At 47.1% G+C, this 23,349-nt stretch carries 17 protein-coding genes and 1 pseudogene; 8 read left to right on the top strand and 10 right to left on the bottom strand.

Annotation, left to right across the window (positions count from 1 at the left end):
• Positions 1 to 357 precede the first annotated feature (357 nt).
• The 3 genes and pseudogenes from ACSJJG_RS02700 to ACSJJG_RS02690 all read left to right on the top strand — a co-directional run bounded on the left by ACSJJG_RS02700 (position 358) and on the right by ACSJJG_RS02690 (position 3,618).
• Positions 358 to 1,343 (top strand): annotated as a pseudogene (locus ACSJJG_RS02700) (hypothetical protein).
• Positions 1,343 to 2,494: a BamA/TamA family outer membrane protein gene (locus ACSJJG_RS02695; protein ID WP_481088381.1), complete on the top strand. Its 1,152-nt coding sequence runs from the start codon at positions 1,343 to 1,345 to the stop codon at positions 2,492 to 2,494. Before ACSJJG_RS02700 ends, ACSJJG_RS02695 begins: the two are co-directional and overlap by 1 nt.
• Positions 2,491 to 3,618, top strand: coding sequence for a DUF4056 domain-containing protein (locus tag ACSJJG_RS02690; RefSeq protein ID WP_481088380.1), 1,128 nt, complete (start codon positions 2,491 to 2,493; stop codon positions 3,616 to 3,618). Before ACSJJG_RS02695 ends, ACSJJG_RS02690 begins: the two co-directional genes overlap by 4 nt.
• A gap of 74 nt (positions 3,619 to 3,692) precedes the next feature.
• On the opposite strand, the gene ACSJJG_RS02685 is transcribed toward ACSJJG_RS02690, so the two are convergent.
• The 9 genes from ACSJJG_RS02685 to ACSJJG_RS02645 are packed head-to-tail and all read right to left on the bottom strand — an operon-like array spanning position 3,693 to position 14,588.
• Positions 3,693 to 4,142, bottom strand: coding sequence for a MarR family winged helix-turn-helix transcriptional regulator (locus ACSJJG_RS02685; protein ID WP_189758798.1), 450 nt, complete (start codon positions 4,140 to 4,142; stop codon positions 3,693 to 3,695).
• Positions 4,143 to 4,168: 26 nt separating this feature from the next.
• Complete coding sequence (locus ACSJJG_RS02680) at positions 4,169 to 4,924, bottom strand: maleate cis-trans isomerase family protein (protein WP_276529765.1); 756 nt, start codon at positions 4,922 to 4,924, stop codon at positions 4,169 to 4,171.
• Positions 4,921 to 5,910, bottom strand: coding sequence for a carbon-nitrogen hydrolase family protein (locus ACSJJG_RS02675; RefSeq protein ID WP_189758799.1), 990 nt, complete (start codon positions 5,908 to 5,910; stop codon positions 4,921 to 4,923). The genes ACSJJG_RS02680 and ACSJJG_RS02675 overlap by 4 nt, the downstream gene beginning before the upstream one ends.
• Before the next feature lie 18 nt (positions 5,911 to 5,928).
• Positions 5,929 to 6,840 (bottom strand): fumarylacetoacetate hydrolase family protein, encoded by a 912-nt coding sequence (locus tag ACSJJG_RS02670; RefSeq protein WP_189758800.1) that lies wholly within the window; start codon positions 6,838 to 6,840, stop codon positions 5,929 to 5,931.
• A 3-nt stretch (positions 6,841 to 6,843) separates the two neighbouring features.
• Positions 6,844 to 7,983: a cupin domain-containing protein gene (locus ACSJJG_RS02665; RefSeq protein ID WP_189758801.1), complete on the bottom strand. Its 1,140-nt coding sequence runs from the start codon at positions 7,981 to 7,983 to the stop codon at positions 6,844 to 6,846.
• A gap of 9 nt (positions 7,984 to 7,992) precedes the next feature.
• Complete coding sequence (locus tag ACSJJG_RS02660; protein ID WP_189758802.1) at positions 7,993 to 10,353, bottom strand: bifunctional salicylyl-CoA 5-hydroxylase/oxidoreductase; 2,361 nt, start codon at positions 10,351 to 10,353, stop codon at positions 7,993 to 7,995.
• A gap of 53 nt (positions 10,354 to 10,406) precedes the next feature.
• The gene (locus ACSJJG_RS02655; protein ID WP_189758803.1) at positions 10,407 to 10,826 is read right to left on the bottom strand and encodes an acyl-CoA thioesterase; all 420 of its coding nucleotides are present in this window, start codon (positions 10,824 to 10,826) and stop codon (positions 10,407 to 10,409) included.
• A 24-nt stretch (positions 10,827 to 10,850) separates the two neighbouring features.
• The gene (locus ACSJJG_RS02650; protein ID WP_189758804.1) at positions 10,851 to 12,413 is read right to left on the bottom strand and encodes an indolepyruvate oxidoreductase subunit beta family protein; all 1,563 of its coding nucleotides are present in this window, start codon (positions 12,411 to 12,413) and stop codon (positions 10,851 to 10,853) included.
• Between the two features lie 15 nt (positions 12,414 to 12,428).
• Positions 12,429 to 14,588 (bottom strand): thiamine pyrophosphate-dependent enzyme, encoded by a 2,160-nt coding sequence (locus ACSJJG_RS02645; protein ID WP_481088379.1) that lies wholly within the window; start codon positions 14,586 to 14,588, stop codon positions 12,429 to 12,431.
• Positions 14,589 to 15,045: 457 nt separating this feature from the next.
• Between ACSJJG_RS02645 and ACSJJG_RS02640 the strand changes: the two genes are divergently transcribed.
• Both ACSJJG_RS02640 and ACSJJG_RS02635 read left to right on the top strand, forming a co-directional pair.
• Entirely contained in the window at positions 15,046 to 16,023 is a 978-nt protein-coding gene (locus ACSJJG_RS02640) for an AraC family transcriptional regulator (protein WP_481088378.1), read from the top strand.
• Positions 16,024 to 16,191: 168 nt separating this feature from the next.
• On the top strand, positions 16,192 to 17,439 hold the full coding sequence (locus ACSJJG_RS02635; protein ID WP_481088377.1) for a vWA domain-containing protein: 1,248 nt from the start codon (positions 16,192 to 16,194) through the stop codon (positions 17,437 to 17,439).
• 174 nt (positions 17,440 to 17,613) lie between these two features.
• Here ACSJJG_RS02635 and tsaD read toward each other — a convergent pair whose 3' ends face one another.
• Positions 17,614 to 18,651 carry a tRNA (adenosine(37)-N6)-threonylcarbamoyltransferase complex transferase subunit TsaD gene (tsaD, locus tag ACSJJG_RS02630; RefSeq protein ID WP_481088376.1) on the bottom strand — a complete coding sequence of 346 codons (1,038 nt, stop codon included), beginning with the start codon at positions 18,649 to 18,651 and terminating at the stop codon, positions 17,614 to 17,616.
• 405 nt (positions 18,652 to 19,056) lie between these two features.
• On the opposite strand from tsaD, the gene rpsU reads away from it, so the two are divergent.
• From rpsU to rpoD, 3 genes are all read left to right on the top strand, one after another.
• On the top strand, positions 19,057 to 19,272 hold the full coding sequence (gene rpsU, locus ACSJJG_RS02625) for a 30S ribosomal protein S21 (RefSeq protein ID WP_001144069.1): 216 nt from the start codon (positions 19,057 to 19,059) through the stop codon (positions 19,270 to 19,272).
• A gap of 114 nt (positions 19,273 to 19,386) precedes the next feature.
• A complete protein-coding gene (gene dnaG, locus ACSJJG_RS02620) occupies positions 19,387 to 21,138 on the top strand; it encodes a DNA primase (protein WP_481088375.1) in 1,752 nt (583 codons plus the stop codon).
• A gap of 350 nt (positions 21,139 to 21,488) precedes the next feature.
• Positions 21,489 to 23,336 (top strand): RNA polymerase sigma factor RpoD, encoded by a 1,848-nt coding sequence (gene rpoD, locus ACSJJG_RS02615; RefSeq protein WP_481088374.1) that lies wholly within the window; start codon positions 21,489 to 21,491, stop codon positions 23,334 to 23,336.
• Positions 23,337 to 23,349 lie beyond the last annotated feature (13 nt).

Raw genomic sequence — 23,349 nt, 5'->3', positions numbered from 1 at the left:
TAAACTAAAGAAAGGTCATCAATCATGACTTAATGGTGACTGATTGCGGTTTAGTTATATACAAATAACTAATAGGAATAAGAAATTTCCGGCTATCTCTCTTTTATTTCAAATAACCAAGTCAAAACAGACATAGTAAATAATTACAACATTAATTATATTTACCAATTAATTCAAGATAAAAATCTTTTTATTTTCGATAAGGAAAGTAAATATCCCAAAGCGCGCAACATTCCACCTGCAAGCATAATTGGTTGATGATTGTCAAAAAAACCTATGATAATCTACGCGCCTTTCCGTCTTAAGCTGTTCATTTTATACACATAAAAACATCAAAAATAGGAAGCAAATTTACTTATGAACTTAACTAACACTCGCAAGTTGTTGGCAGCGACGCTATGCCTGGCGACCTCCTGGTGCTATGCAGATAGTGATCGCCCACTTTTCTCATTAACCATGTCAGAATCTGGCGTTTCGCAGATGAATAATGATGGTAGCTTATCTCAAACTACCAAGTCTGAATCTCGTATTCTGCCAATTTGGGGCAATGCAGCACGAGCAAAAGGCTACGACCTACCAGAGCCGTTTGGTGCTAGTTATGGTTATCTGAATCTGCGACAGAATGTTGTTGTGGATCAGGGTTTTAATAATGCCTGAAAATCCCGATACACAAAAAACTACTACAGTCAAAGCCGGAAAGACTCGTGAACACACTGAATCACACATGCTTAAGCTAGATACATGGGTTCTGCCATTTTTAAATGTTTATGGTGTATATGGAAAAACAAAAGGTTCATCTGAAACTAATATTGAAAACGTGATATTTATGGGCAATCCTTTTTTCCAAAATATTCCGTTCACTTTAGATTTTAAAGGCAAAACCTATGGCGGTGGTATTACATTAGCTGGCGGTTATAATCAATTTTTTGCAACATTAGATGCAAACTATACGCAAACCAATTTAGATATTTTAGACGGTGGTATTAAAGCTCTTGTTATAACTCCTAGAATTGGTTATGAATTTACATTTCAGCCATTATTTGCAGGACAAGGTAATACCAAAGTTCAAGTTTGGACTGGAGCTATGTATCAAGATATCACCCAACGCTTTAAGGGCAATATCGAGCTAATATAAATATGTCAGGAATACTAGGTGGCATTTGCTTGGAGGCATGCTTGAAGACGACCCTGATATGTCGTTCGACGTCAAACAACACCTGGCCCATAAATGGAACAATACCGTTGGTGCACGCTTCGAAATCACCCGTAATTTCAATGTCCTGTCAGAAGTCGGTTTTGGTAACAGAAACAGCTTCTTTATCTCCGGTGAGTTCCGTTTTTAATGTCTGGCCTTGCAACACTCAAAAGGCTGGTCATTGCCAGCCTGCTTATCTTTACCATTTCATCAGCCCACGCTGATATCCTGCCTAACCGGCAAAAAATTGATGGTTGGTTAAACGAATTAGGCGGCAGCAACCATTTTGATGACCGCAAAAAAATTGACTGGGGCGTATTGCCCGGTCCTTTCTACACACCTGAAATGGGTATCGGGATTGGTGTGGCTGTGGTCGGTCTGTACCGTCCTGACCATTCAGACCACACCAGCCAGACTTCTTCATTGGGACTCAGTGGCTTTGGTTCATCTACCGGCGCGTTTGGCCTGAACTTTACCAATTACAATTTTCTTGCCAGTGACCAATGGCGGTTATTTGTTTCCGGTACACTGAATAACACCCCAACTTACTATTGGGGTAAAGGTTATGGTGCTGGTAAAAATGACAGCAACAAAGAGAAGTACCGTTCGCAGGAATTTGCGATTCATCCGCGGCTTCTCTATCGCATCACTGACGCTACCTATTTGGGATTAGGCTGGAATTTCTCGTCCGTCAATGCCAGTGATCCAGATAGCGGTGCCAAACAGTATTTTGCCCAGTCCGTCGGTGGTCGCTCGGTGATAAGTTCCGGTGTAAGTGCCCATTTCAGTTATGATACGCGGGATTTTTTGCCCAATGCTCGGCACGGACAGGCATTTGAGATCATTTATAGCTATTTTTCCCCAGAATTAGGCAGTGATCACCGTTTCCATACTACACAGCTTCAGTTCTCAACCTATTACTCGTTATCTGAAAAGACAGTCCTGGCCTTTGATAACTATGCCCGTTTCAGCGCAGGTGATGTACCGTGGAACCAGCTATCCCTGTTGGGTAACGGCCAGCGGATGCGCGGGTATTATGAAGGGCGTTATCGTGACAACAATATCTTCACAACACAGTTAGAGTTACGGCACAAACTTGACTGGCGCCACGGTGTGGTCGGTTGGATAGGCACCGGCACGTTGGGAGATTCCCCTTCACGGTTGGGAACCAAACATTGGCTTCCTTCTATTGGTGTTGGCTATCGTTTCGAGTTTAAACCACGCATGAATGTCAGATTAGATTTTGGTGTCGGTAAGGGCAGTACTGGGTTCTATTTTCAGGTTGGGGAAGCGTTTTGAGATTATTCGTTACACTCTGCCTCTGTTTTTTCCTGCTGGCATGCCAAAACCAACCCCAATCTGTTGATCCGGTAGAACCTGTCCTTGTCAGTGATACCTATGAACAATCACAGCAAGATTGGGATGCATTGCCCCCTATGGCTCCGCCAGAAGGTTTAAGGGCTTGCTGTGCTTTCGGCTATAACTTTAAAGCCCAACTCTGGAATATTCCCATTCCCTTTTATGGCATCGATAATATCGTCGAAGCTCAAAAATTAGGTGAGCATCACTACAATAACAGTGTTATCGGTGCCAGTGCCGCCTTGTTGGGGGTAAGCAATGAAAAAGTTGGTCTGCTCTATACCCATAAAGGAGGGTTTATTGATATCTCCCATGTCAGGGATACCGCAGACTATACACTTTATCTGTTCAGCCAGATTTACGCTCATCTTGGTCAAGAGTGGCAATTAACCCTAAACAATGAACTTGCTGCGCGTAAAATTCACTTTTTTGCTTTTACGCCACTGCAAGAGTCTGCTGAACGCTATACGCTAAGTGCTTATTTGGCGGCTAAACTCGCTTTTCAGCTTGCCGCCTGGCACGAAATAGCACAATGGTATGGCTATCAATCAGTCCCTGGGTTTTCAGAGGGCATTTCGGCTTTTTCCCCGGAAGATCTCTATTCAAACCTGTTGGGAGCAAGATTAGCATTAACACTGATTCTGGAAGGCCACGCATCTTCTGTGACACAGTTCTCAACCTCAATGGCTGAGATCTTACCGATGGCTTTGCATGAACTCGGGGATTATTCCAAGTCAGGCACAAAGGAGATATTTGATAGCGTAGATGGTTTATGGTGGAACAGTTATCGACGCATTCCAGAGAAGTTTTTAGTACTGCACCGGAATTATGATATCCAGGACAACCGCGTTCCATTAATGCCTTTCGGTAAAGAGCACTTTGCTCTGCGTCTGTCTCTGCCTGAGCATTATCAGCATTTCTCATTAGATAAACTGGCTGAATTTCAGCTATGGCCAACCAATGAAATGAAAAACCTGCCTGTTCCAAAGTCATATTGGACAGTGAAAGATTTTAAAATGCTGGCGGAAAATGCCCAACGGGAAGATGAGAAACAGTTATGCTGAATAAATAAGATCCATCTGAGGAATATACCTAATTCACCGGTATATTCCTCACAATGTTCCATACGAATGATTTACTAAATCCTCCCTGGTGTATGCCGTTTAATCAGTTCCTGCAAAACCGCTTTCAATAGCTGACTTTTTCCATCCCCCAATGGCTCCAGCACACTTTTCTCATGGGATTCAGCTTCAGTCAGTAATCCTTCTACCACTTTTTGCCCAGTTTCAGTCAAACATACCAAGGTAACACGGCGATCACGGCCAACATTGGCAAAACGCGCTACATACCCCTGTAGCTCCAAACGCTGCAAAACGCGAGTAATAGTCGGTTGTTTACTGACCGTTTTCTGTGCCAGGAGGCCAGTGCTAATGGAGCCACTTCCTGTCAACGCTGATAACACCCGCCACTCCAGCACTGACAACCCCCGCGCTTCAACGACATCATGAAATTGAGACGAAACTAACATCCATGCCCGCCCAAGCAAGGCAGGCAAGTAATTATCAACAAATACTTTTGAATCTGGCATAAGTTGAACAACCTTTTGTATCTCGATCAATATTTTCCTGATAACAGTGAGCCAAATCGCGGAACGTATGTATTCAGCCCAAGCTGTTTCAATATCATGTAGGTTGTTGCCACAGATGAAGAAATCACAGGTATCCCCACCCGATCTTCGATCAGTGCTACTGACGGCAGAGAAGGCATTTGTACACAGGCGGAAGCCACTATCACATCGACATTGCTGTTTAGTCGTTTGGTAATCTCCACCGGCGCGAGAGGATCTTGTCGTCCGACAGCAAGGTTATCGGGGATTTCCAGCGAAATGCTGTCGATAACTTCAATTCCTTCATTTTCAATGTAATCAATGACTAACTGAGTCAATGGCTTCATATAGGGCGTCAGTATAGAAATCCGTTTCGCCCCCAAAGCATGTAACCCATCCACCAACGCCCCCGCGCTGGTAACAACAGGTGCCGGATGTCCATTTTCAGCTGTTCGTAGATGGAGGCGCTTTTCAGAGATCCGGTGATATCCCTGTCCCATGCTCATAATCGCCACTAAACAGGCATATCCCAGCACATCAACCGCGGCATCCGACAACTCAAGCGCACAGCGATCACTGTCTGCATCCATGGCCGCCAGTTCCGCTTTTGTGACTGTTTTCATTCTCATTCGACTGGAATGAAAGGTAAAACGTTCAGGGTTTACGACTTCACGGGCCTGCAGGATAGCGGGAATTTCTGTTTCCATTGTCGTATTCGATGAAGGAACAATCAGCCCCACGCGAAAATGCGGTGTGTTATTCATGGGCGATCCTCCTGATCGGCTGGCAGATCAGTAAATCGGATCGCACGCATTGGCTGACGGTTCACTTTGAGATCGAAGATATCAAATCGGTTGTAATGCCCCGTGATATCGTGCATTTGACGAGGCTGAATACAGCGGTTCAGGTCAATATGCGCATAGACGATCCCTTCCTTATCAATCAGGGGATCACCTATCACGCGCCCATCTGGTCCAATAATGCCGGTGAATGCACTGTTAGAACGTGCCAGCAACGCTTCGGCTTCAGGATGGCTGGCCGACATCGCTGTGACAATTTCCGGCGAAATCGTGGAGCAGGAGACAATGGTAAACACCTTGCCTTCAAAACAGTGGGCTGCCGCCCGCAAACGGATCGCCTCAGCCATATCATAATCCGCTGGTGCAACCGGCAGGGAAATGTAACTGGCAACATGGACCAATTCCCCCTGAGATAATAAGGAAAAACGCGCTAACGGATTGGTATTTTCGCCACAAGCCAGCACGCCCAATGGCCCAATACGGGTATCATGCACTTTTAACGAAGCCGCATCACCATTCGCCCATGTCAGTTTTTCCGCCCATGTCGGCACCAGTTTGCGGTGACGCCCCAAAATGTTCCCTTCATCAGAAATAGTCACCAGCGTGTTATAGAGTGTTGCTATGCCGTCAGGACTGCGCTCATTAACCCCAATCACAACGTTGATGTGATGACGAGCCGCAGCCAGGGCAATTTTGTTGATCTCCGGCCCCGGCACTTCAATAGCCGATTTGCACAGTTTTTCAAACCACGGACTACCTTGTATTGGGTTCATCACCCAATTCCAATAGGGGTAACCAGAAACAAACACTTCAGGAAAAGCCACCAAACTGGCCCCCTTGTCTGCCGCTTCCTGAATCAGCCGACAAACGAGATCAACCGTCGCTTCTGTATCCAGAAAGACAGGAGCAGCCTGTACCGCAGCCGCTTTGAACTTAGGAAGTTTCAGCATATCAGGCTCCTGTTTTATTTACACCGCAATAACGGGGTGACGCAAATGACCAATCTTTTCAAGGTAGGCTTCAATCACATCCCCTGGCCATAGCCATTCTTGTGGATCACGCCCCGCTCCAACACCTTCTGGTGTTCCTGTGGCAATGATATCGCCTGGTTCCAGCGTGATGCCTTTGCTAATATCCGCAATCAAGGTATTGACCTTGAACAACATATGGCGCGTATTGGAGTCCTGTTTAGTCACGCCATTGACTTTTAGGCTCAATGCCAAATCTTGTGGATTGGGAATTTCATCAGCCGTGACGATGCAAGGGCCAAAAGGGGCGTAGGTATCCTGTCCCTTAGAGTAGATCCACTGCCCAGCCCGACGGCAATCACGGGCGCTCATGTCGATCATCAGGCTATAGCCAAAAACATATTTCAAAGCCTTATCTTCCGATACACCTTTAGCGCGGGTTCCGATAATCACCGCCAGTTCCACTTCCCAATCTAATTGCGCTGTGATCGCACTGTTATGCTCAATGGCGTCACCAGGGCCAATCACTGTTGTTGGCGGCTTAGAGAAAATGACCGGTTCTTTTGGCAGATCTTTTGCCGTATCCAAAGCACGGCTGGATTCAGCCACATGTTCAACATAGTTCAGGCCAATACCAAAGATGTTTTTCCGTGGGCGGGGAATAGGAGCAAGAATTTTCACATTCTGCAATGGCAGTGAAACTCCCACTGGCCAAAATCCCTTAAATGAATCTAGCAGCGCGGTTGTGCTATTCACCGCCAATGGTCCCAAATCAATAAACTCCAGCATATTATCCGGCAATCTATTCCCCGTATGGGAAGCCAGCTTTGCCAAGTCTATGACATGTTCATTGACAATGGCGCCTAATCGCGCAGCAGCCGTGACTTCTGAACGGTAAGTGATTAAACGCATCTCTTATCCTCTCACTCGTTGGTGCCCATCGTTATCGGTCAGGGCTTCTTCGTAATACAATTGCAATGCCTGCATAACGGGCAAGTCGTTGAAACAAAACAGGCAAGCATCATCCGTTTGCGAAACATTCACATGCTCATGAAATGCCCATGAAGGAACGCAGAAAATATCCCGCTCCTGCCAGTCAAATCGTTGACCATCAATCACGGAATAACCTTTTCCTTTCGCCACTTGATAGATAAAACTGCCGGTATGACGATGTGCCTTACCCACAAAACCAGGGCGCAATAACTGCATACTGGCGCTAAGCGTTGCCATGATATGCCCCCCTGTCAGGGGATTGGTGTAGTGCATCAAAACGTCATCAAAAGGCGAGCCATCTGTCACACGGGCGTAACGCTGTAAGGCTTCATACGTTGGTTCCCATTGATATCTGAACAACGGGGAATAGGGTTTCTCCCAGCCAACATTTTGTGGACGCAAAGCGGGAGCGCTCCAACGCGCAACGGAAGAATTCACCGGTTCAGTCACTACCTGAGACAAATCAGGATGTACCTTATAAAAACTCGCCTCCAATACGTTAATCAGCGGGATATCCAGGCCGTCCTGCCAGATACATTGCGATCCCGTAGATTCAACACCGTGTTCATGCCAGGTGCCATTCGGGGTTAAGACGAGATCATTCGCTTCTAACAACATTTTTTGGCCATCGACAATCGTGTAAGCGCCACGCCCTTCCATGATGAAACGCAGAGCAGAAGAGGAGTGGGCATGTGCCGATGCCGCCTCGCCTGGCCGCATTGTCTGGAGACCGGAGTAGAGCAAGCCAACTGCGGTGGAGGCTTCCGGATCTCCCGAATTGTTCAGGTAGACCACACGGCGCCCGGCTTTTTCCGGTGTCACCAAATCGGCTGATCTTATAACGTGCTCACGCAAATCACGGTAACGCCAAAGTACCGGCACTGAGGCTGATTTAGGTTGCCAGGGTTCTATTTTATTGGCGATGGTCCAGAGTGCCCCTGTCCGGTATTTTTCCAACTCCCTGTAATACGCCAGCAGTTCAGGGCTATCGGCCACATTGGCACGGCCGATAATATCTTCCCTATATTGATCATGAGCTTGGATATTTGCTTGTTGAGACATAACTATCTCCTAGAGTTGTTTTTTAATTAGTTGGGCTTTGCCGTAAAGATAAGGTTTCGGCCAATCGATACCCGTCCAGCCATATCTGGCGCATTCATGCAGTAGCCAGGCTGCATTAGATAAGAACGGGCGGGATAAGGCACAAAGGTCAGCGCGCCCAGACGCGATAATGCCGTTGATTTGATCAGCATCTGTAATCGCACCGACCGCAATCACCGGCACATTGCCTTCATTGCGAATGCGATCAGCCATCGGAGTCTGGTACATGCGCCCGTAAATCGGCCGCTGACCAGCGGAAACTTCCCCTGTAGAACAATCCACCATATCCACTCCGGCTTCACGGAAACGACGGGCAATCTCTACGGCTTCATCAATCGTCGTTCCCCCTTCCACCCAATCCGTGGCAGAAATACGCACCGATATCGGCAAATCAACCGGCCAAACCTCACGTACTGCCTTGAAAACGGCCAACGGGAAACGAAGCCGGTTTTCCAGCGAACCACCATATTCGTCATCGCGCTGATTAGTCAGCGGGGAGATAAAACTGGAGAGCAGATAACCGTGAGCGGCCTGGATCTCCAGCCAGTCAAAACCGGCTTTGATGGCACGCTGGGTTGCTGCAACAAACTGCTCCGTAATTTCTTGTAGTTGTGTCTTGGTCAGCGCTGCCGGCACTTGTGAAATTCCGGCTAAGTAGGGCAAGGCCGATGCCGAAACCAAAGGCCAATTACCCTCTGGCAAAGGATGATCAGACTGTTCCCATCCCAATTGGGTTGATCCTCGTCTTCCCGCATGTCCCAGTTGAATGCCTATCCGCGAGCCAGAATGCTGATGGACAAAATCGGTGATTGTCTTCCACGCCTGTACCTGCTGATCATTCCACAATCCCGTACACGCAGGAGTGACACGTGCTTGCGGAGAAATAGCCGTCATTTCAGCAATCACCAAACCCGCGCCTCCCAATGCTCTGCTACCCAGATGAACCAGATGGAATGAACCCGGAACCCCCTCCACGGCGCTATACAATAGCGTTGGAGAGACAACAACCCGATTTTTCAGGTTAACCCCCCGTACCTGATAAGGTGTCAGCAACGGCGGGGTTAATGGTGAAGACAGATGAAACTTTTGGGCAAACCAGCTTTCGTAATTTTCCAACCATGCCCGATCCCTCAAGCGCAAATTTTCATGGGAAATGCGCTGTGAGCGTGTCAACAATGAGTAAGCGAATTGTTCAGGCGAAAAACGTTCATAGCGTGCGACATTCTCGAACCACTCCGTTGAATTACGGGCGGCATTCTGAATTTTCAGCACTTCCACACTGCGCGATTGTTGGTAATCAGACAACCCCGCCTGCCAATTCCCCTGATGGGCTTTCAGGCTGTTTGCCAGTTCAATCGCATCTTCTAATGCCAATTTTGTGCCAGAGCCAATGGAAAAATGGGCGGTATGGGCAGCATCTCCCATTAACACAATCGGGATATTTTTGCCGTTATCTTCCTCTGGCTTGATCCAGTGCACCCAGTTCGCACAAATTACACGGGGAAAACGTATCCAAATAGCAGCCCCCCGCAAATGGGAAGCATTGGAGATTAAGGGATGTCCATCCAGCCACGGTGCGAATATTTTTTCGCAATACGCAATGCCCTCTTCCTGTGACATTTTGTCTATCCCCGCAGCCAGCCAGGTTTCTTCCGTTGTCTCGACAATAAAAGTCGATAAGCCTTCCTGAAATTGGTAGGCGTGAACCTGAAACCAGCCATATTCGGTTTCCACAAACAGAAACGTAAACGCATCAAAAATTTTGCGCGTCCCCAGCCAGACAAAACGGCAATGGCGTTGATCAATATCAGGCTGGAAAAATTCAGCATAACGGGTACGGATCTGGCTATTAATCCCATCAGATGCAATCAGCAAATCAGCATGATATTGGCGGGCAATCTCCTGCTCATCCTCAACCTGCGTTTCAAACAGCAACTCAACCCCGACTTCGTGACAACGATCTTGCAGGATATTCAGTAACTTTTTACGGCCAATGCCAATAAACCCATGACCACCACTACGATTTACTGTTCCCTTAAAGTGGATATCAATATCATCCCAACGGCTAAATTCCTCCCTGATAATTTCAGCCGACACCGGATCAGCCAGATGCAGGTTTTCCAATGTTGCATCCGAAAACACCACGCCCCAGCCAAAAGTGTCATACGGACGATTGCGCTCGATGACCACGACACGATTATCAGGATTTTGCAACTTCATCAGCAAACCGAAGTACAATCCCGCCGGTCCACCGCCAATACATACGATATTCTTACCCGTTACGGTCACTGCATTTTGCCTGACTACTGCATTCTTACCTCTTACATTCATAATTTCTTCTCCTGCCGCACGATATCTACCCCATGCGTAATGCGCCAGTTCTGCTAAGGCATCTGTTTAGTTAACGCATAATAAATTTCATCAGGTATGGGGATTGCTTGATGGGTATCCAGTGAAGTGGTGACATAAGTCTGCGTTACATTCATCCTCAGCTCACCTTCTTTGCTGACGCAGCGTTGGATCAACGTCAATGATTTCTTGCCAATTTTCTCAACGTTTAATTCCAGCCAAACCTGATCCCCCATTCTGCTAATGGCCTTAAATTCCGCCTCCAGGTGAACTGTCGGCAACCCAAAACGGTGTTTGGCGATGTAGTTGGCATATCCCATTGGCGTTAATTCATCGAACCAATCTTCCAGCAAGTTATTGAACATCACAAAATACTGGGGATAAAAGACGATCCCCGCCGGATCACATTCAGAAAAACGGATCTTATGGGGCTGTATAAATCTAAGCAGGCTCATTACAGGCTCCTTAGGATAAGTTCTTTAATATAAAGAGAGACGCTGCTGGCACTCGCGTAATCGGTCACCCTGCTCATCTGCCAATGCCGCTTCACGCAGTTGCCGCAGGCTGGCAGGAGATAAGTCATGCAGATGGTGATCAACAATCTCCATCAGAGTTTGAAAATGACGTGATCCACGAGAGTAAGTATCACCATATCCCTTGATTAAGCGCTGACATTGGGCAATTTCCGTAGCCAGTGCGGGATCACGCTTTGCTGTTACGCTAATTCGCCCCAACCACTCTTCAATGCGTAACGTTTCATGTTGAAAACGCAGCGTATAGCGGCGCATTCGACGCCAACTTGCCAGCATACCAAGCAACAGATATCCCCGAAGGGAACTGGTGGTAATCACTCGCCCACGGCTGAGTAATTTCGCCAACATGCGATTGACAAAATGAGGACAAGACAACCAGCGACCAATATTGGCCGGCAAGCTGTCACAAATTTCTTCCATTCTGGGATGCAGAAAGTCATTGATCTCGAATAGTTGACCGTCTTTCACCCTCATTTCTTTCCTGACACGTTCGAATCGACTGGCACGAGTTTTGAGATCTGCCACCCGCATGGTGTCTTCGTAAGCCATCCACAGTGCCAAATGGCGGGCAGTTTCACGTAATAATTGCTCGTGCAATAATCGCTCATCCGGTTTAACGGCTTGCTCGATCAGATTTTGCAATCGGTCAAGGTACAAACCGGCGTAAGCCAGATCTTGATAATCAATCAGGCGCCTGACACCTTCAATGGCGATGTCATGGACACACGCAGGCAGCTTTTGCCGGATACGTAACAACAGGGCATTGACTTTCTTGTTCTGGAAAAAACGATGATGGGAACGCAGGGCTTTTTGTGGAATATGGGGTTCTGGCGCCGTTTTTGATTCTGCCTCCAGTTGTGTCCGGCTCAATCCCAAACTAAAGGCTTGCAAACTGGGTTTTATCCCCACGTTTTTCTTGATGATCGCTGCTTCAAATTGATTACGACTAAACGGCAAGATCTCCGTCCCGCAAAGTGCACCAAACAAGACTGCACTGATCACACTGCCACTCTTCTCTGCCATCTTCGCCATATCAAAATGGATAAAACGCAAAGCAGCTTGTCGGGATTGCTGGATCAATACCTCGCTATCCACACGCCCATCGCCCATTGCCGAACGCTCTTCCATCGAAAATATCCGATGGCTTGATGCGATAAGCGTCGTGCGATCCGCTGTTACCAAACCGCGTTGGACAGCGCGTCCGGCTTCCATTAATTCCGAAGCCAGCACAATATCCACATCACCGGCAGTTGGCATTAATGCCAATACAGGTGTCGGTACTTCAGGATCATCAGCACCAGGAAATAATTCGACATAATAAATGGTTGCCCCAGTCCGCTGGGCGACACCCGGAACTGAAGTTGTTTGGGCGAAATAGCCATGCTCTTCCCCCAGGGTTACGATCCAATCGGCCAGTACACCGCCGCCTTCACCTCCCATCGCCAGGATAGCAATCTTAATCGGCTGTTTAGGCGAATTCGTCAACGGGGAATGGATGGATGGTGGCATAAGTATGACTCCTTCTTAAAAATCATATTGCTTACGACGTTTAACATCGCGACGCTGCAAATAACCGATGAGTCCTTTGCGAATACGATGGAGCAGCCGCTCCCAACGTTTGGGATTGCTAATGATCCGTGCCTTAAAGAAAGAGGGGCACAACACTGCCGCATGAGATAACTCCCCGCACAACCCACAGCCCACACAGCTATTCAATACTGTTGTCACCGGATCGGTGCGCAATGGATCAGGATTCGGTTTAATCGATAGAGAAGGACAACCGGACAAACGGATACAAGAGTGATCGCCCGTGCAGGTATCAGGATCAACCCCAAACTGTTCGCGGACGATCCGCTTCCCTGCCGCAATAGCGCCTTTGATTTTTACCTTCTCGCGCCGTTGTTTATTCAACATGCACTCACTCTGTGCGACCAATACTTTTGGCCCATGCTTACCTGTTGTCAGCGCCTCGCGTAAGGTATTCATCATGGCTTTGAGATCGTAGGTACGTTTGATCGTGCGTACCCATTTCACCCCCACACCTTTAACTGCTTTTTCGATATCATGTCCGGTACTGCGATGGGGATTTAACGCTGTTGAAGAGGGAATATCCTGCCCTCCGGTCGCGGAGGTGTAACTGTTGTCCACAATAATGGTCAGATTGTCGCTACGGTTAAAAACACTATTGGCTATACCAGTGGTTAATCCGTTGTGCCAAAATCCACCATCCCCCATAACTGAGATTGCCCGCTTATTCGTAATCGGTGTATTCAGTGCTGCCGCACTCGCTGCCCCCAATCCGTATCCCATCGTGGTATTACCCAAATTAAATGGCGGTAAAATGGCAAACAAATGACAACCAATATCAGCACTGATGTGATGTTGCCCCAACTCCCGTTCAAGCAATTTCATCGCCGTAAAGATTGGGCGCTCTGGGCAACCGGTGCAAAATCCGGGTGGACGGGTATGAACCGCTTCTTTCAGTGGATCTTTTGTCGGTAAAGTGACGGCTGGGATGCGTACCTGGCAAGCAGACACCCCACTTTCCGCTGCAATTTTGCCGTAACGCTCAAGGAAAGCACGGAGTCCTGATAACACGGTAGCCGTGTTGTATTCCCCCGCCATTGGCAGTAAGTCCTTGCCATGTAACCGGGTCGCTATCTCACGTTGGCGCAAGATATTAGCGACATTCTGCTCGACAAAATTGGGCTGGCCTTCTTCCAGCACTAAAATCGCCCGCTTACCATGACAAAAACGTTCAAACTCTTCATCGATCAACGGGTAAGCGACATTCATGACATACAGCGGGATTTGGCTATTGCCAAAAACATCTGCCAACCCAAGTAAATTCAGGGCACGGATCACGGTGTTATAGCATCCCCCTTGCAGGGCAAGGCCAACATCCTCTGCCTGTTCAGCGAAAAACTCATTCAGTGCGTGCTGTTGGATAAAACGCACCGCCGCAGGCCAGCGATCTTGCACTTTCTCTTTCTCATGCAGAAAACTGGCGGGAGGCAAAACAATACGGTTAAGATCGCGCGTCGGATTTTCCAGTGCATCCTGAATCATAAACGTTGACGAACGATTTTTCTCACAGACAAACCGACCATGCACATGGCAAGCACGAATGCGCATCTGTAACATCACGGGGGTATGACTGGCTTCTGATAGCGCAAACCCCATCTTCACCGCCTGGACAATCGAAGGCAGATTGGGGCGAGGATCGAGCAACCAGATCTGAGACTTCATCGCGAAAGCATGGCTGCGCTCCTGCATAATGGAAGAACCTTCACCATAGTCTTCACCGACAATAATCAGCGCACCACCCACCACACCGCCCGATGCCAGATTTGCCAATGCATCCGAGGCAACATTCGTGCCCGCCGTCGATTTAAACGTGATGGCTCCGCGCAGTGGATAATTCACGGAAGCGGCAAGCGTCGCAGCAGCGGTGGCTTCACTGGCACTGTTTTCAAAACGAATGCCATATTCAGATAAAATATCCTGTGCATCCAACAACACATCCATCAGATGGGAGATTGGCGCGCCCTGATAGCCGGCCACATATGCCACCCCCGATTCCAACAGTGCTTTTGTCACGGCAAGTATGCCTTCACCACTGAAAACGTCGCCTTGGCCCAGACGTAATTTTTTCACTTCCTCGACACATGATGGTTCAGCCATGCTTACCTGACCGTGTCCGCTTTACGCCTTTTAGTTCTCTTTTATGTAATGCGGACATGCGTTAACATTAACTAATTGATTTATAATGAAATTGTGATTTATGCAGTGTTTGGATAAAGCGTGCAGCAGGTGGATATAGAGTACCCATCATAAATATATTCATAATCATATATATTTCATTTAAACAATATGTGGATACTGTTATCAGATAATCGAATAAGGTTAATACTGTTATTTTTTTATATCCCGAATAATCAAAATAGGGAATAAACACGTTATTAGCGGAATATCTCATACATCATAACAATGATATGACTGGCTAGAGGTATCTGAAATGATGAGCAATTCGTGGTCTTATAACTATTTTGGGTCTAAAAATACTGAACCAAAGCACACTGACCCTCGAAGAGCTGAATCAAGATATTCAGCTTCAAACTGTTCAGATCCTAAATATGCAGTGACAAAAATCGGGGAGCATCTCAATTCCCCAAAGCATTTACTTTTTTCATCCAACGATCTTGATGAAGTTAAATCTATGGTCGGACGGGTCATCCAGCCTCATCAGCTAACTATAGTGGGCGCCCATCAAAAATTGGACGCCCAAATGCATTATATTCCACTTGGGGATATTTCCATGAGCCGATTGCGTTACGGTGCCTGCGTTGAAATCACCCCAGGAGAATTGGATTCGTTCTTTCTCATCCAGATGCCGCTGGCTGGCTGTGCGGGTATTGAAAGCGGTGACCAGTACCTTGATTCCACCCCTAATCTGGCTTCCATTCTCAGCCCAAATCAGCACACTTCCATGCGCTGGAATGCCGATAATGACCAGTTTATGGTCAAGATCTCCCGCACCTTGCTGGAAAGAACGCTGGTCGGCCAATTAGGGCACACACTGGATCAACCACTGGTATTTGAATTGGGGTTTGAATGGCAACGCTGTCAGGCCTGGCGTTGTTTGATGCCTTATATTCTGGAATGCGCCACCCAATTACCTGATATCTTGCAACACAAACTGATTACCAACCAAATAGCGCAATTGATTTCCGTTACCCTGCTATCCACACATCAACATAATTACAGTGAAACGCCTACCAACCGCCGATGTTCCATTCGCCCGCGGCATGTACGGCGAGTGCAGGAATATTTGCAAGCTCATGCCCACGAGCCAATAACCGTAGAACAGCTCGCTCAGGTGGCAGGAGTCAGCCTGCGCAGCCTCTATTCCGGCTTCAAGGCGTTTCTGAATATCAGCCCGATGCAGTATTTACGTGACCTGCGTATGGAACATGTACGCACAGAACTATTGGCGGGAGAAGCCACCAGCGTCACAGGCGTCGCCCTACGTTGGGGATTCGCCCATATGGGACGCTTTAGCGCAGAATATAAAGCCCGTTATGGCGAGACGCCAAGTAAAAGCCTGAAACGTGGGTGAAGCCATAGCGGACAACCAAATTCTGTTCTAACCTGTGACCATCTTCACAAATTATTAATATATATTGAATATTTAAGTTATTAATCCTGTCCAGTATTGGATTGAATATCCTGATGGTGATTAACATAGTAAAGGAATATCCCCTACGTACTTAAAAGGACATCATGTATGGATCTTCAAGCAGGACAAAATATCGTTTTAGCTAAAACTTCTCTTCGACTCACTCTCTCTTACCCTGCAACACCTTCTTTTCGCAGTGAAGTGGATGCCTCTGCTTTTTTGTTAAATGCCAATGGGAAAGTCAGAGGAGACAGTGACTTCTATTTTTACAATAATCCCGCAGCCGCAGATAACAGCCTGGTTTTGGAAGCATCTCACCAAGGCAGTATTATCACTGTGGATCTGACAAAAATAGCTGCCAGTGTAAACAAAATTGCTATCGCGCTGGTGATAGACGGCCCGGATTCAGTTGACGGTCTTCAACAATTGAAATTTGAGGCGCAAGATGTTGCTACCTTCTCGGTTTCAACAGCAGGCAGAACGGAAAAGGCCATGATTATTGCGGAAATTTACCGACATTCCGGCAACTGGAAGCTCCGTGCTCTCGGGCAAGGTTTCAATGGAGGGCTGGAGCCATTGGCGGTGAATTTTGGTGTCGATGTGGAACAACCTGCGTCTTCAAATAATCCTCCCACTAGCCCAACCATCAGCCTCGAGAAAAAACTACAGGATAAAGCGCCACGCCTCGTAAACCTTGCCAAGAATGTAACCGTCAGTCTGAGTAAACACAATCTGCAATCAATCAAAGCCCGGGTTGCATTTGTTCTTGATGCATCAGGATCAATGAAAGGTCAATTCAAGAAAGGAAATGTTCAGGCGGTTTTGGATCGTATTGCCGTACTGGCTGTGCAATTTGACGATGACGGCTCAATGGATGTCTGGGGCTTTGCCGAGCGACACAGAAAATATCAGGACGTAACCCTTGATAACCTTGATGACTATATCCATACAATACAGACCGCGATAAAATCCTCCAGATGGGAAATCCTCCCTAATCTTGGCGCTACCAATAATGAGCCGCCAGTTATGGAAGAAATTATCGACTATTTTAAAGACAGTGACCTACCTGTCTATGTCGTGTTTATTACAGACGGCGGTATCAGCAAAACCCGTCAAATTAAGGAAGCCATCCGACGTTCAGCAAATTACCCTATTTTTTGGAAGTTTGTTGGCTTGGGCGGTTCGAATTACGGAATACTCGAAAAACTCGATAACTTTACCGATCGCCGTCTGGATAATACCCATTTCTTCGCGATCGACAATTTTGCAACTATAAAAGAAGACGCACTGTATGATCTGTTGTTGACAGAATTTAAGGACTGGCTCGACGCCGCAGCCGCCGAACGAATACTGTAGTGATGAATGGTTACCGGGTTAATACTTAGCTCGGTCATATGGAGAAGACAAGCGTAGCGCGTCAGGATTTTCCTCTACAATAGGAAAAACGCTCTTGCATTTGGAGCAGTATTTCAATAAAAAAGGCTGAGTAGCAAACAGCACTCAGCCCATATCAGGCAACGCCTTGTATTATTATTTTTGCAAAGCAGGAAGATCTGCCAACGGCCAACGGGCTTTCACCGTTACACCTAATTCACCGACAGTCCCTCCTTGCAAACGGATCATGCCAGCCAGCGCGATCATTGCCCCGTTATCAGTACAGAATTCAGGTCGGGCATAGAAGACTTCTCCTCCCAGCTTTTCCATCACTTCCTGCATTTTGGTACGCAATGTTCGGTTTGCACTCACTCCGCCCGCCATCACCAGACGTTTAAATCCCGTCTGTTCCAACGCTCGTTTGCACTTAATAGCTAGTGTGTCCACGACGGCATCTTCAAATGCGCGGGCAATATCCGCCTTAGTTTGCTCATCCTCAGCCATATCATGACCATGAATGTTATTGCGGATCGTATTAGCGGCGAATGTTTTCAGACCAGAAAAGCTGAAATCCAGTCCCGGACGATCTGTCATCGGGCGTGGAAAAATAAAACGTCCCGCCTTACCCTGCTGTGCCATACGGGAAAGCGCTGGCCCGCCGGGGTAATCTAAACCAAGCAGCTTGGCTGTCTTATCAAAAGCCTCGCCGGCAGCATCGTCAATGGATTCACCCAACAGTTTATATTCACCGATACCCGTCACACTAATAAGCTGGGTATGACCCCCAGAAACCAGTAAGGCAACAAAAGGAAACTCAGGACTGTTTTCTTCCAGCATCGGCGCCAACAAATGGCCTTCCATATGATGCACGGGAATAGCCGGTACATCCCATGCAAATGCCAGTGAACGTCCAATGGTTGCACCAACCAGCAACGCACCAACCAATCCCGGCCCGGCAGTGTAAGCCACTGCATTGATGTCTTTACTCGTCAGACCCGCTTCCTTCAAAGCTGCCTGAATCAAAGGAACCGTTTTACGAATGTGGTCACGGGACGCCAGTTCAGGCACAACACCACCATAATCAGCATGTAGCTTGACCTGACTGTATAATTGATTGGCTAGCAGACCGGTTTTGTCGTCATAAATTGCGATTCCGGTTTCATCGCAGGACGTTTCTATACCTAAAACTCGCATTGCACTATTCGTCTCGTGTCTCGTTGTTTGGTCATATACATTCGCATTCCTTTCAACGCACGACAGTGTAACACCATCTATTGTTAAATTCTCTGCCGACACGCTTTCCATATCAACATTCACGCCACTGAATCCATTACATGCTGGCTATTTTTTCTGTTTAGTCTATAATCAATGCCCTACTTGAATATCCTGTGTGGTTAATGTTAATAACGTCGGTATCAGGCTGCTTTTTTCTTTTTTTATATACAAGAATGCATTCCATAACCCATGGCGTTATCGGTTTCAATTTTCCTCGGCACTTTACAAGGCCGTGTTCATTGAAGTAAAATTCCGCACCATTTTAAAGACGGCTGGCACTATCACGCCAGCGACAAACCCGATTTCTATTGAGGTGAGAGGCACATGCCAGTAATTAAAGTACGTGAAAACGAGCCATTTGACGTAGCACTGCGTCGCTTCAAGCGTTCTTGCGAGAAAGCAGGCGTATTAGCAGAAGTTCGTCGTCGTGAGTTCTATGAAAAACCAACGACTGAGCGCAAACGCGCTAAAGCTTCTGCTGTTAAGCGTCATGCTAAGAAGCTAGCTCGCGAAAACGCACGCCGCACTCGTTTGTACTAATCTTCGCGGTCAGTCCGCTTAGTGATTGTATTAACAAACTACTGCAGTTAAAGGCCGTGCTTTCCCAAAGGAAGCGCGGCTTATTCTCGTTCATCAACAGGCGAAAAAGGGCTTATGGCTGGACGAATTCCACGCGCATTTATCAATGACTTATTAGCAAGAACCGATATCATTGATTTGATCGATGTTAGGGTGCCTTTGAAAAAGAAAGGTAAAAACCATCAAGCGTGCTGTCCTTTTCATAACGAAAAAACCCCTTCATTCACTGTTAATGGTGATAAGCAGTTTTACCATTGCTTCGGTTGCGGGGCACATGGCAATGCCATTGATTTTTTGATGAATTATGACAGGTTGGACTTCGTCGAATCCATCGAAGAACTGGCTGCCATGCATGGGCTGGAAGTTCCCTACGAAGTAGGTTCCGGCATCAGTCAAATCGAACGTCACCAAAGGCAAAATCTTTACCAACTGATGGAGAAGCTCAATAGCTTCTATCAGCATTCACTGCATAATACTCCCGGTGCCCAATCAGCCCGACAATATCTGGCTCAACGTGGACTCAGTGAAGAGATCATTCAACGTTTCGCCATTGGTTTTGCGCCTGCGGGGTGGGATAACGCCTTAAAACGGTTTGCCCATAATGCGGAAGAGCGCAAACAGTTAAACGATGCAGGAATACTGGTCACGAACGACAATGGTCGCACTTATGATCGTTTCCGCGAGCGGGTGATGTTTCCCATTCGCGATCGTCGTGGTCGCGTAATTGCATTTGGTGGCCGAGTGCTGGGAAATGAGCTTCCCAAGTACCTGAACTCGCCAGAAACAGAAATTTTTCATAAAGGCCGCCAGTTATATGGTCTTTATGAGGCACAGCAAAGCCACAATACCCTGACAAAGTTATTGGTGGTTGAAGGTTATATGGATGTTGTTGCGCTAGCCCAATTTGGCATCGACTATGCCGTGGCTTCGCTGGGAACGTCCACGACAGCCGAACACGTTCAGTTACTTTTCAGGACAACCGATAATGTCATCTGTTGCTACGATGGTGACCGTGCAGGTCGTGATGCCGCATGGCGTACATTAGAAACAGCACTGCCTTATCTGAATGATGGTCGGCAATTACGTTTTATGTTCTTGCCTGATGGCGAAGATCCTGATTCATTGATTCGCAAAGAAGGACGGGAAACATTCGAGCAAAGAATGGAAAAGGCATTGACCTTATCTGCATTTTTGTTCGAATCACTCTTGCCGCAGGTTGATTTAAGTAACCCAGAAGGAGCGACTAAGCTCAGTTCACTAGCCATGCCACTGCTCAGTCAAATCCCAGGGGAAACACTGCGACTCTATCTGCTTCAAGAGCTTGGAAACTTGTTAGGTACGCCTGATACAACACAATTGGAACGTTTTCTGGCAAAACTTGTCAAAAAAGATACCAATACTTATCAGGTGCTAAAACTGAAACCAACAACAATGCGCATACTGATCGCATTACTGGTACAGAATCCGCATTTAGCGACATTGGTTCCCCCATTACAGGGAATGTTTCCTACTCAGATAGCAGGACTGCCATTATTCATAGAGCTTGTCGACACGTGCCTTGCGCAACCAGGTTTAACTACTGGGCAACTGTTGGAGCAATATCGCGATAATAAGTACGCTAAACAGCTTGAAAAACTCGCTGCATGGAACGATATACAAATAGAAGAGATTGCTGAAAAGACTTTCAGCGATGCACTGAACCATCTTTTTGCGTCAGCACTTGATGAACGTTTTAATTTTCTAATGGCTAAAGAGAGAACTGAAGGCCTGACACCAGAAGAGCGTGAAGAAGTCCGGTTAATTACGGTATCTGGTGCGAGGAAATAAGAATCTGTCTCAGCAAGGCTATATGACTTCAAGATTATATTAACTTGGAGGTTATACTGTTTGGCTTACTTATATAGGCTTATATCCCTAATAGGGTTGGCTGAAACTATCGTTTGATAAAAATATCACTCAATGAAATATAGCTTGGTGAAACAGGTTCTAAACCAAAACCTAAAATCACAGACACAGAATTCACGGCTTAAATGCCGCATTAGGTAGGGCAAGTCACCCTACAATTGCCGCAATTGAGGGCTGCGGCAATGCAATGAAAACGCCCCTAAATATTATTGTTGGCATATTTGTTTCGCCGACCGACACCAACCAATACTCTGAAGTGTGGATACCGTCTTATGGAGCAAAACCCGCAGTCACAGCTAAAGCTACTTGTCACCCGAGGTAAGGAGCAAGGCTATTTGACCTATGCTGAGGTCAATGACCATCTGCCGGAAGATATCGTCGATTCTGATCAGATAGAAGATATCATCCAAATGATCAATGACATGGGCATCCAGGTAATGGAAGAGGCACCTGATGCCGATGATCTCATGTTGGCAGAAAACACAAACGACACAGATGAAGACGCAGTGGAAGCGGCTGCGCAAGTGCTATCTAGTGTTGAGTCAGAAATCGGTCGTACCACCGATCCGGTTCGCATGTACATGCGCGAAATGGGTACGGTTGAACTCTTGACTCGCGAAGGTGAGATTGACATTGCAAAGCGCATTGAAGATGGCATCAACCAAGTGCAGTGCTCCGTTGCTGAATACCCTGAAGCGATTACTTACCTGTTAGAACAGTACGACCGTGTTGAATCCGGCGAGAGTCGTCTGTCCGATTTGATCACGGGTTTCGTTGATCCTAATGCAGAAGAAGATCTTGCCCCAACCGCCACTCACGTTGGCTCAGAACTTCCTCAAGAAGAACTTGACGACGATGATGATGAAGAAGAAGATCGTGATGATGATGCTGACAGCGAAGAGGATAACAGCATCGATCCAGAACTCGCTCGCCAGAAATTTTCGGAACTGCGTGAGCAACATGAACTGACTCGTCAGGCGATTAAAACATACGGTCGTAGTCATCCTAATTCCGCAGCAGAAATATTAACTTTATCTGAAGTATTTAAACAGTTCCGCCTGGTACCAAAGCAGTTTGATCATCTGGTCAACAATATGCGTTCCATGATGGATCGCGTACGTCTTCAAGAGCGTCAGATCATGAAGATGTGTGTTGAACAGTGCAAAATGCCGAAGAAAATCTTCATCACGCTGTTCTCTGGCAATGAGACCACTGATACATGGTTCACCGCTGCAAAAGCAATGAACAAGCCATGGTCTGACAAATTGCTGGAAGTTGAAGAAGAAGTTATGCGTAGCCTGCAAAAGTTACGCCAGATCGAAGAAGAAACCGGCCTGACCATTGAACAGGTCAAAGACATCAACCGTCGCATGTCAATCGGTGAAGCGAAAGCCCGCCGTGCGAAAAAAGAGATGGTTGAGGCCAACCTGCGTCTGGTTATTTCGATTGCGAAGAAATATACCAACCGTGGCCTGCAATTCCTCGATTTGATCCAGGAAGGTAATATCGGTTTGATGAAAGCGGTTGATAAATTTGAATACCGTCGTGGTTACAAATTCTCAACTTACGCGACATGGTGGATCCGTCAGGCGATCACGCGTTCTATCGCGGATCAGGCACGTACCATCCGTATCCCAGTACATATGATTGAGACTATCAACAAACTCAATCGTATTTCCCGCCAGATGTTGCAGGAAATGGGTCGTGAGCCTTCACCGGAAGAGCTGGCAGAGCGTATGATGATGCCTGAGGACAAGATCCGCAAGGTCCTGAAAATTGCCAAAGAGCCAATCTCTATGGAAACCCCGGTGGGTGATGATGAAGATTCACATCTGGGCGATTTTATCGAGGATACTACTCTGGAACTGCCGCTGGATTCAGCAACGTCAGAAAGCCTGCGCGCGGCAACTCACGATGTGCTGGCAGGTCTGACTGCACGTGAGGCGAAAGTTCTGCGTATGCGTTTTGGTATCGATATGAACACTGACCATACCTTGGAAGAAGTGGGTAAACAATTTGATGTAACCCGCGAACGTATTCGTCAGATCGAAGCAAAAGCACTGCGTAAACTGCGCCATCCGAGCCGTTCCGAAGTACTGCGCAGCTTCCTTGATGACTAATCAACGGATTTAG

The organism is Xenorhabdus sp. SGI 60 (assembly GCF_056632175.1).
The sequence above is the reverse complement of the archived record's forward strand: the minus strand, read 5'-3'. Positions and strand labels throughout refer to the sequence as shown.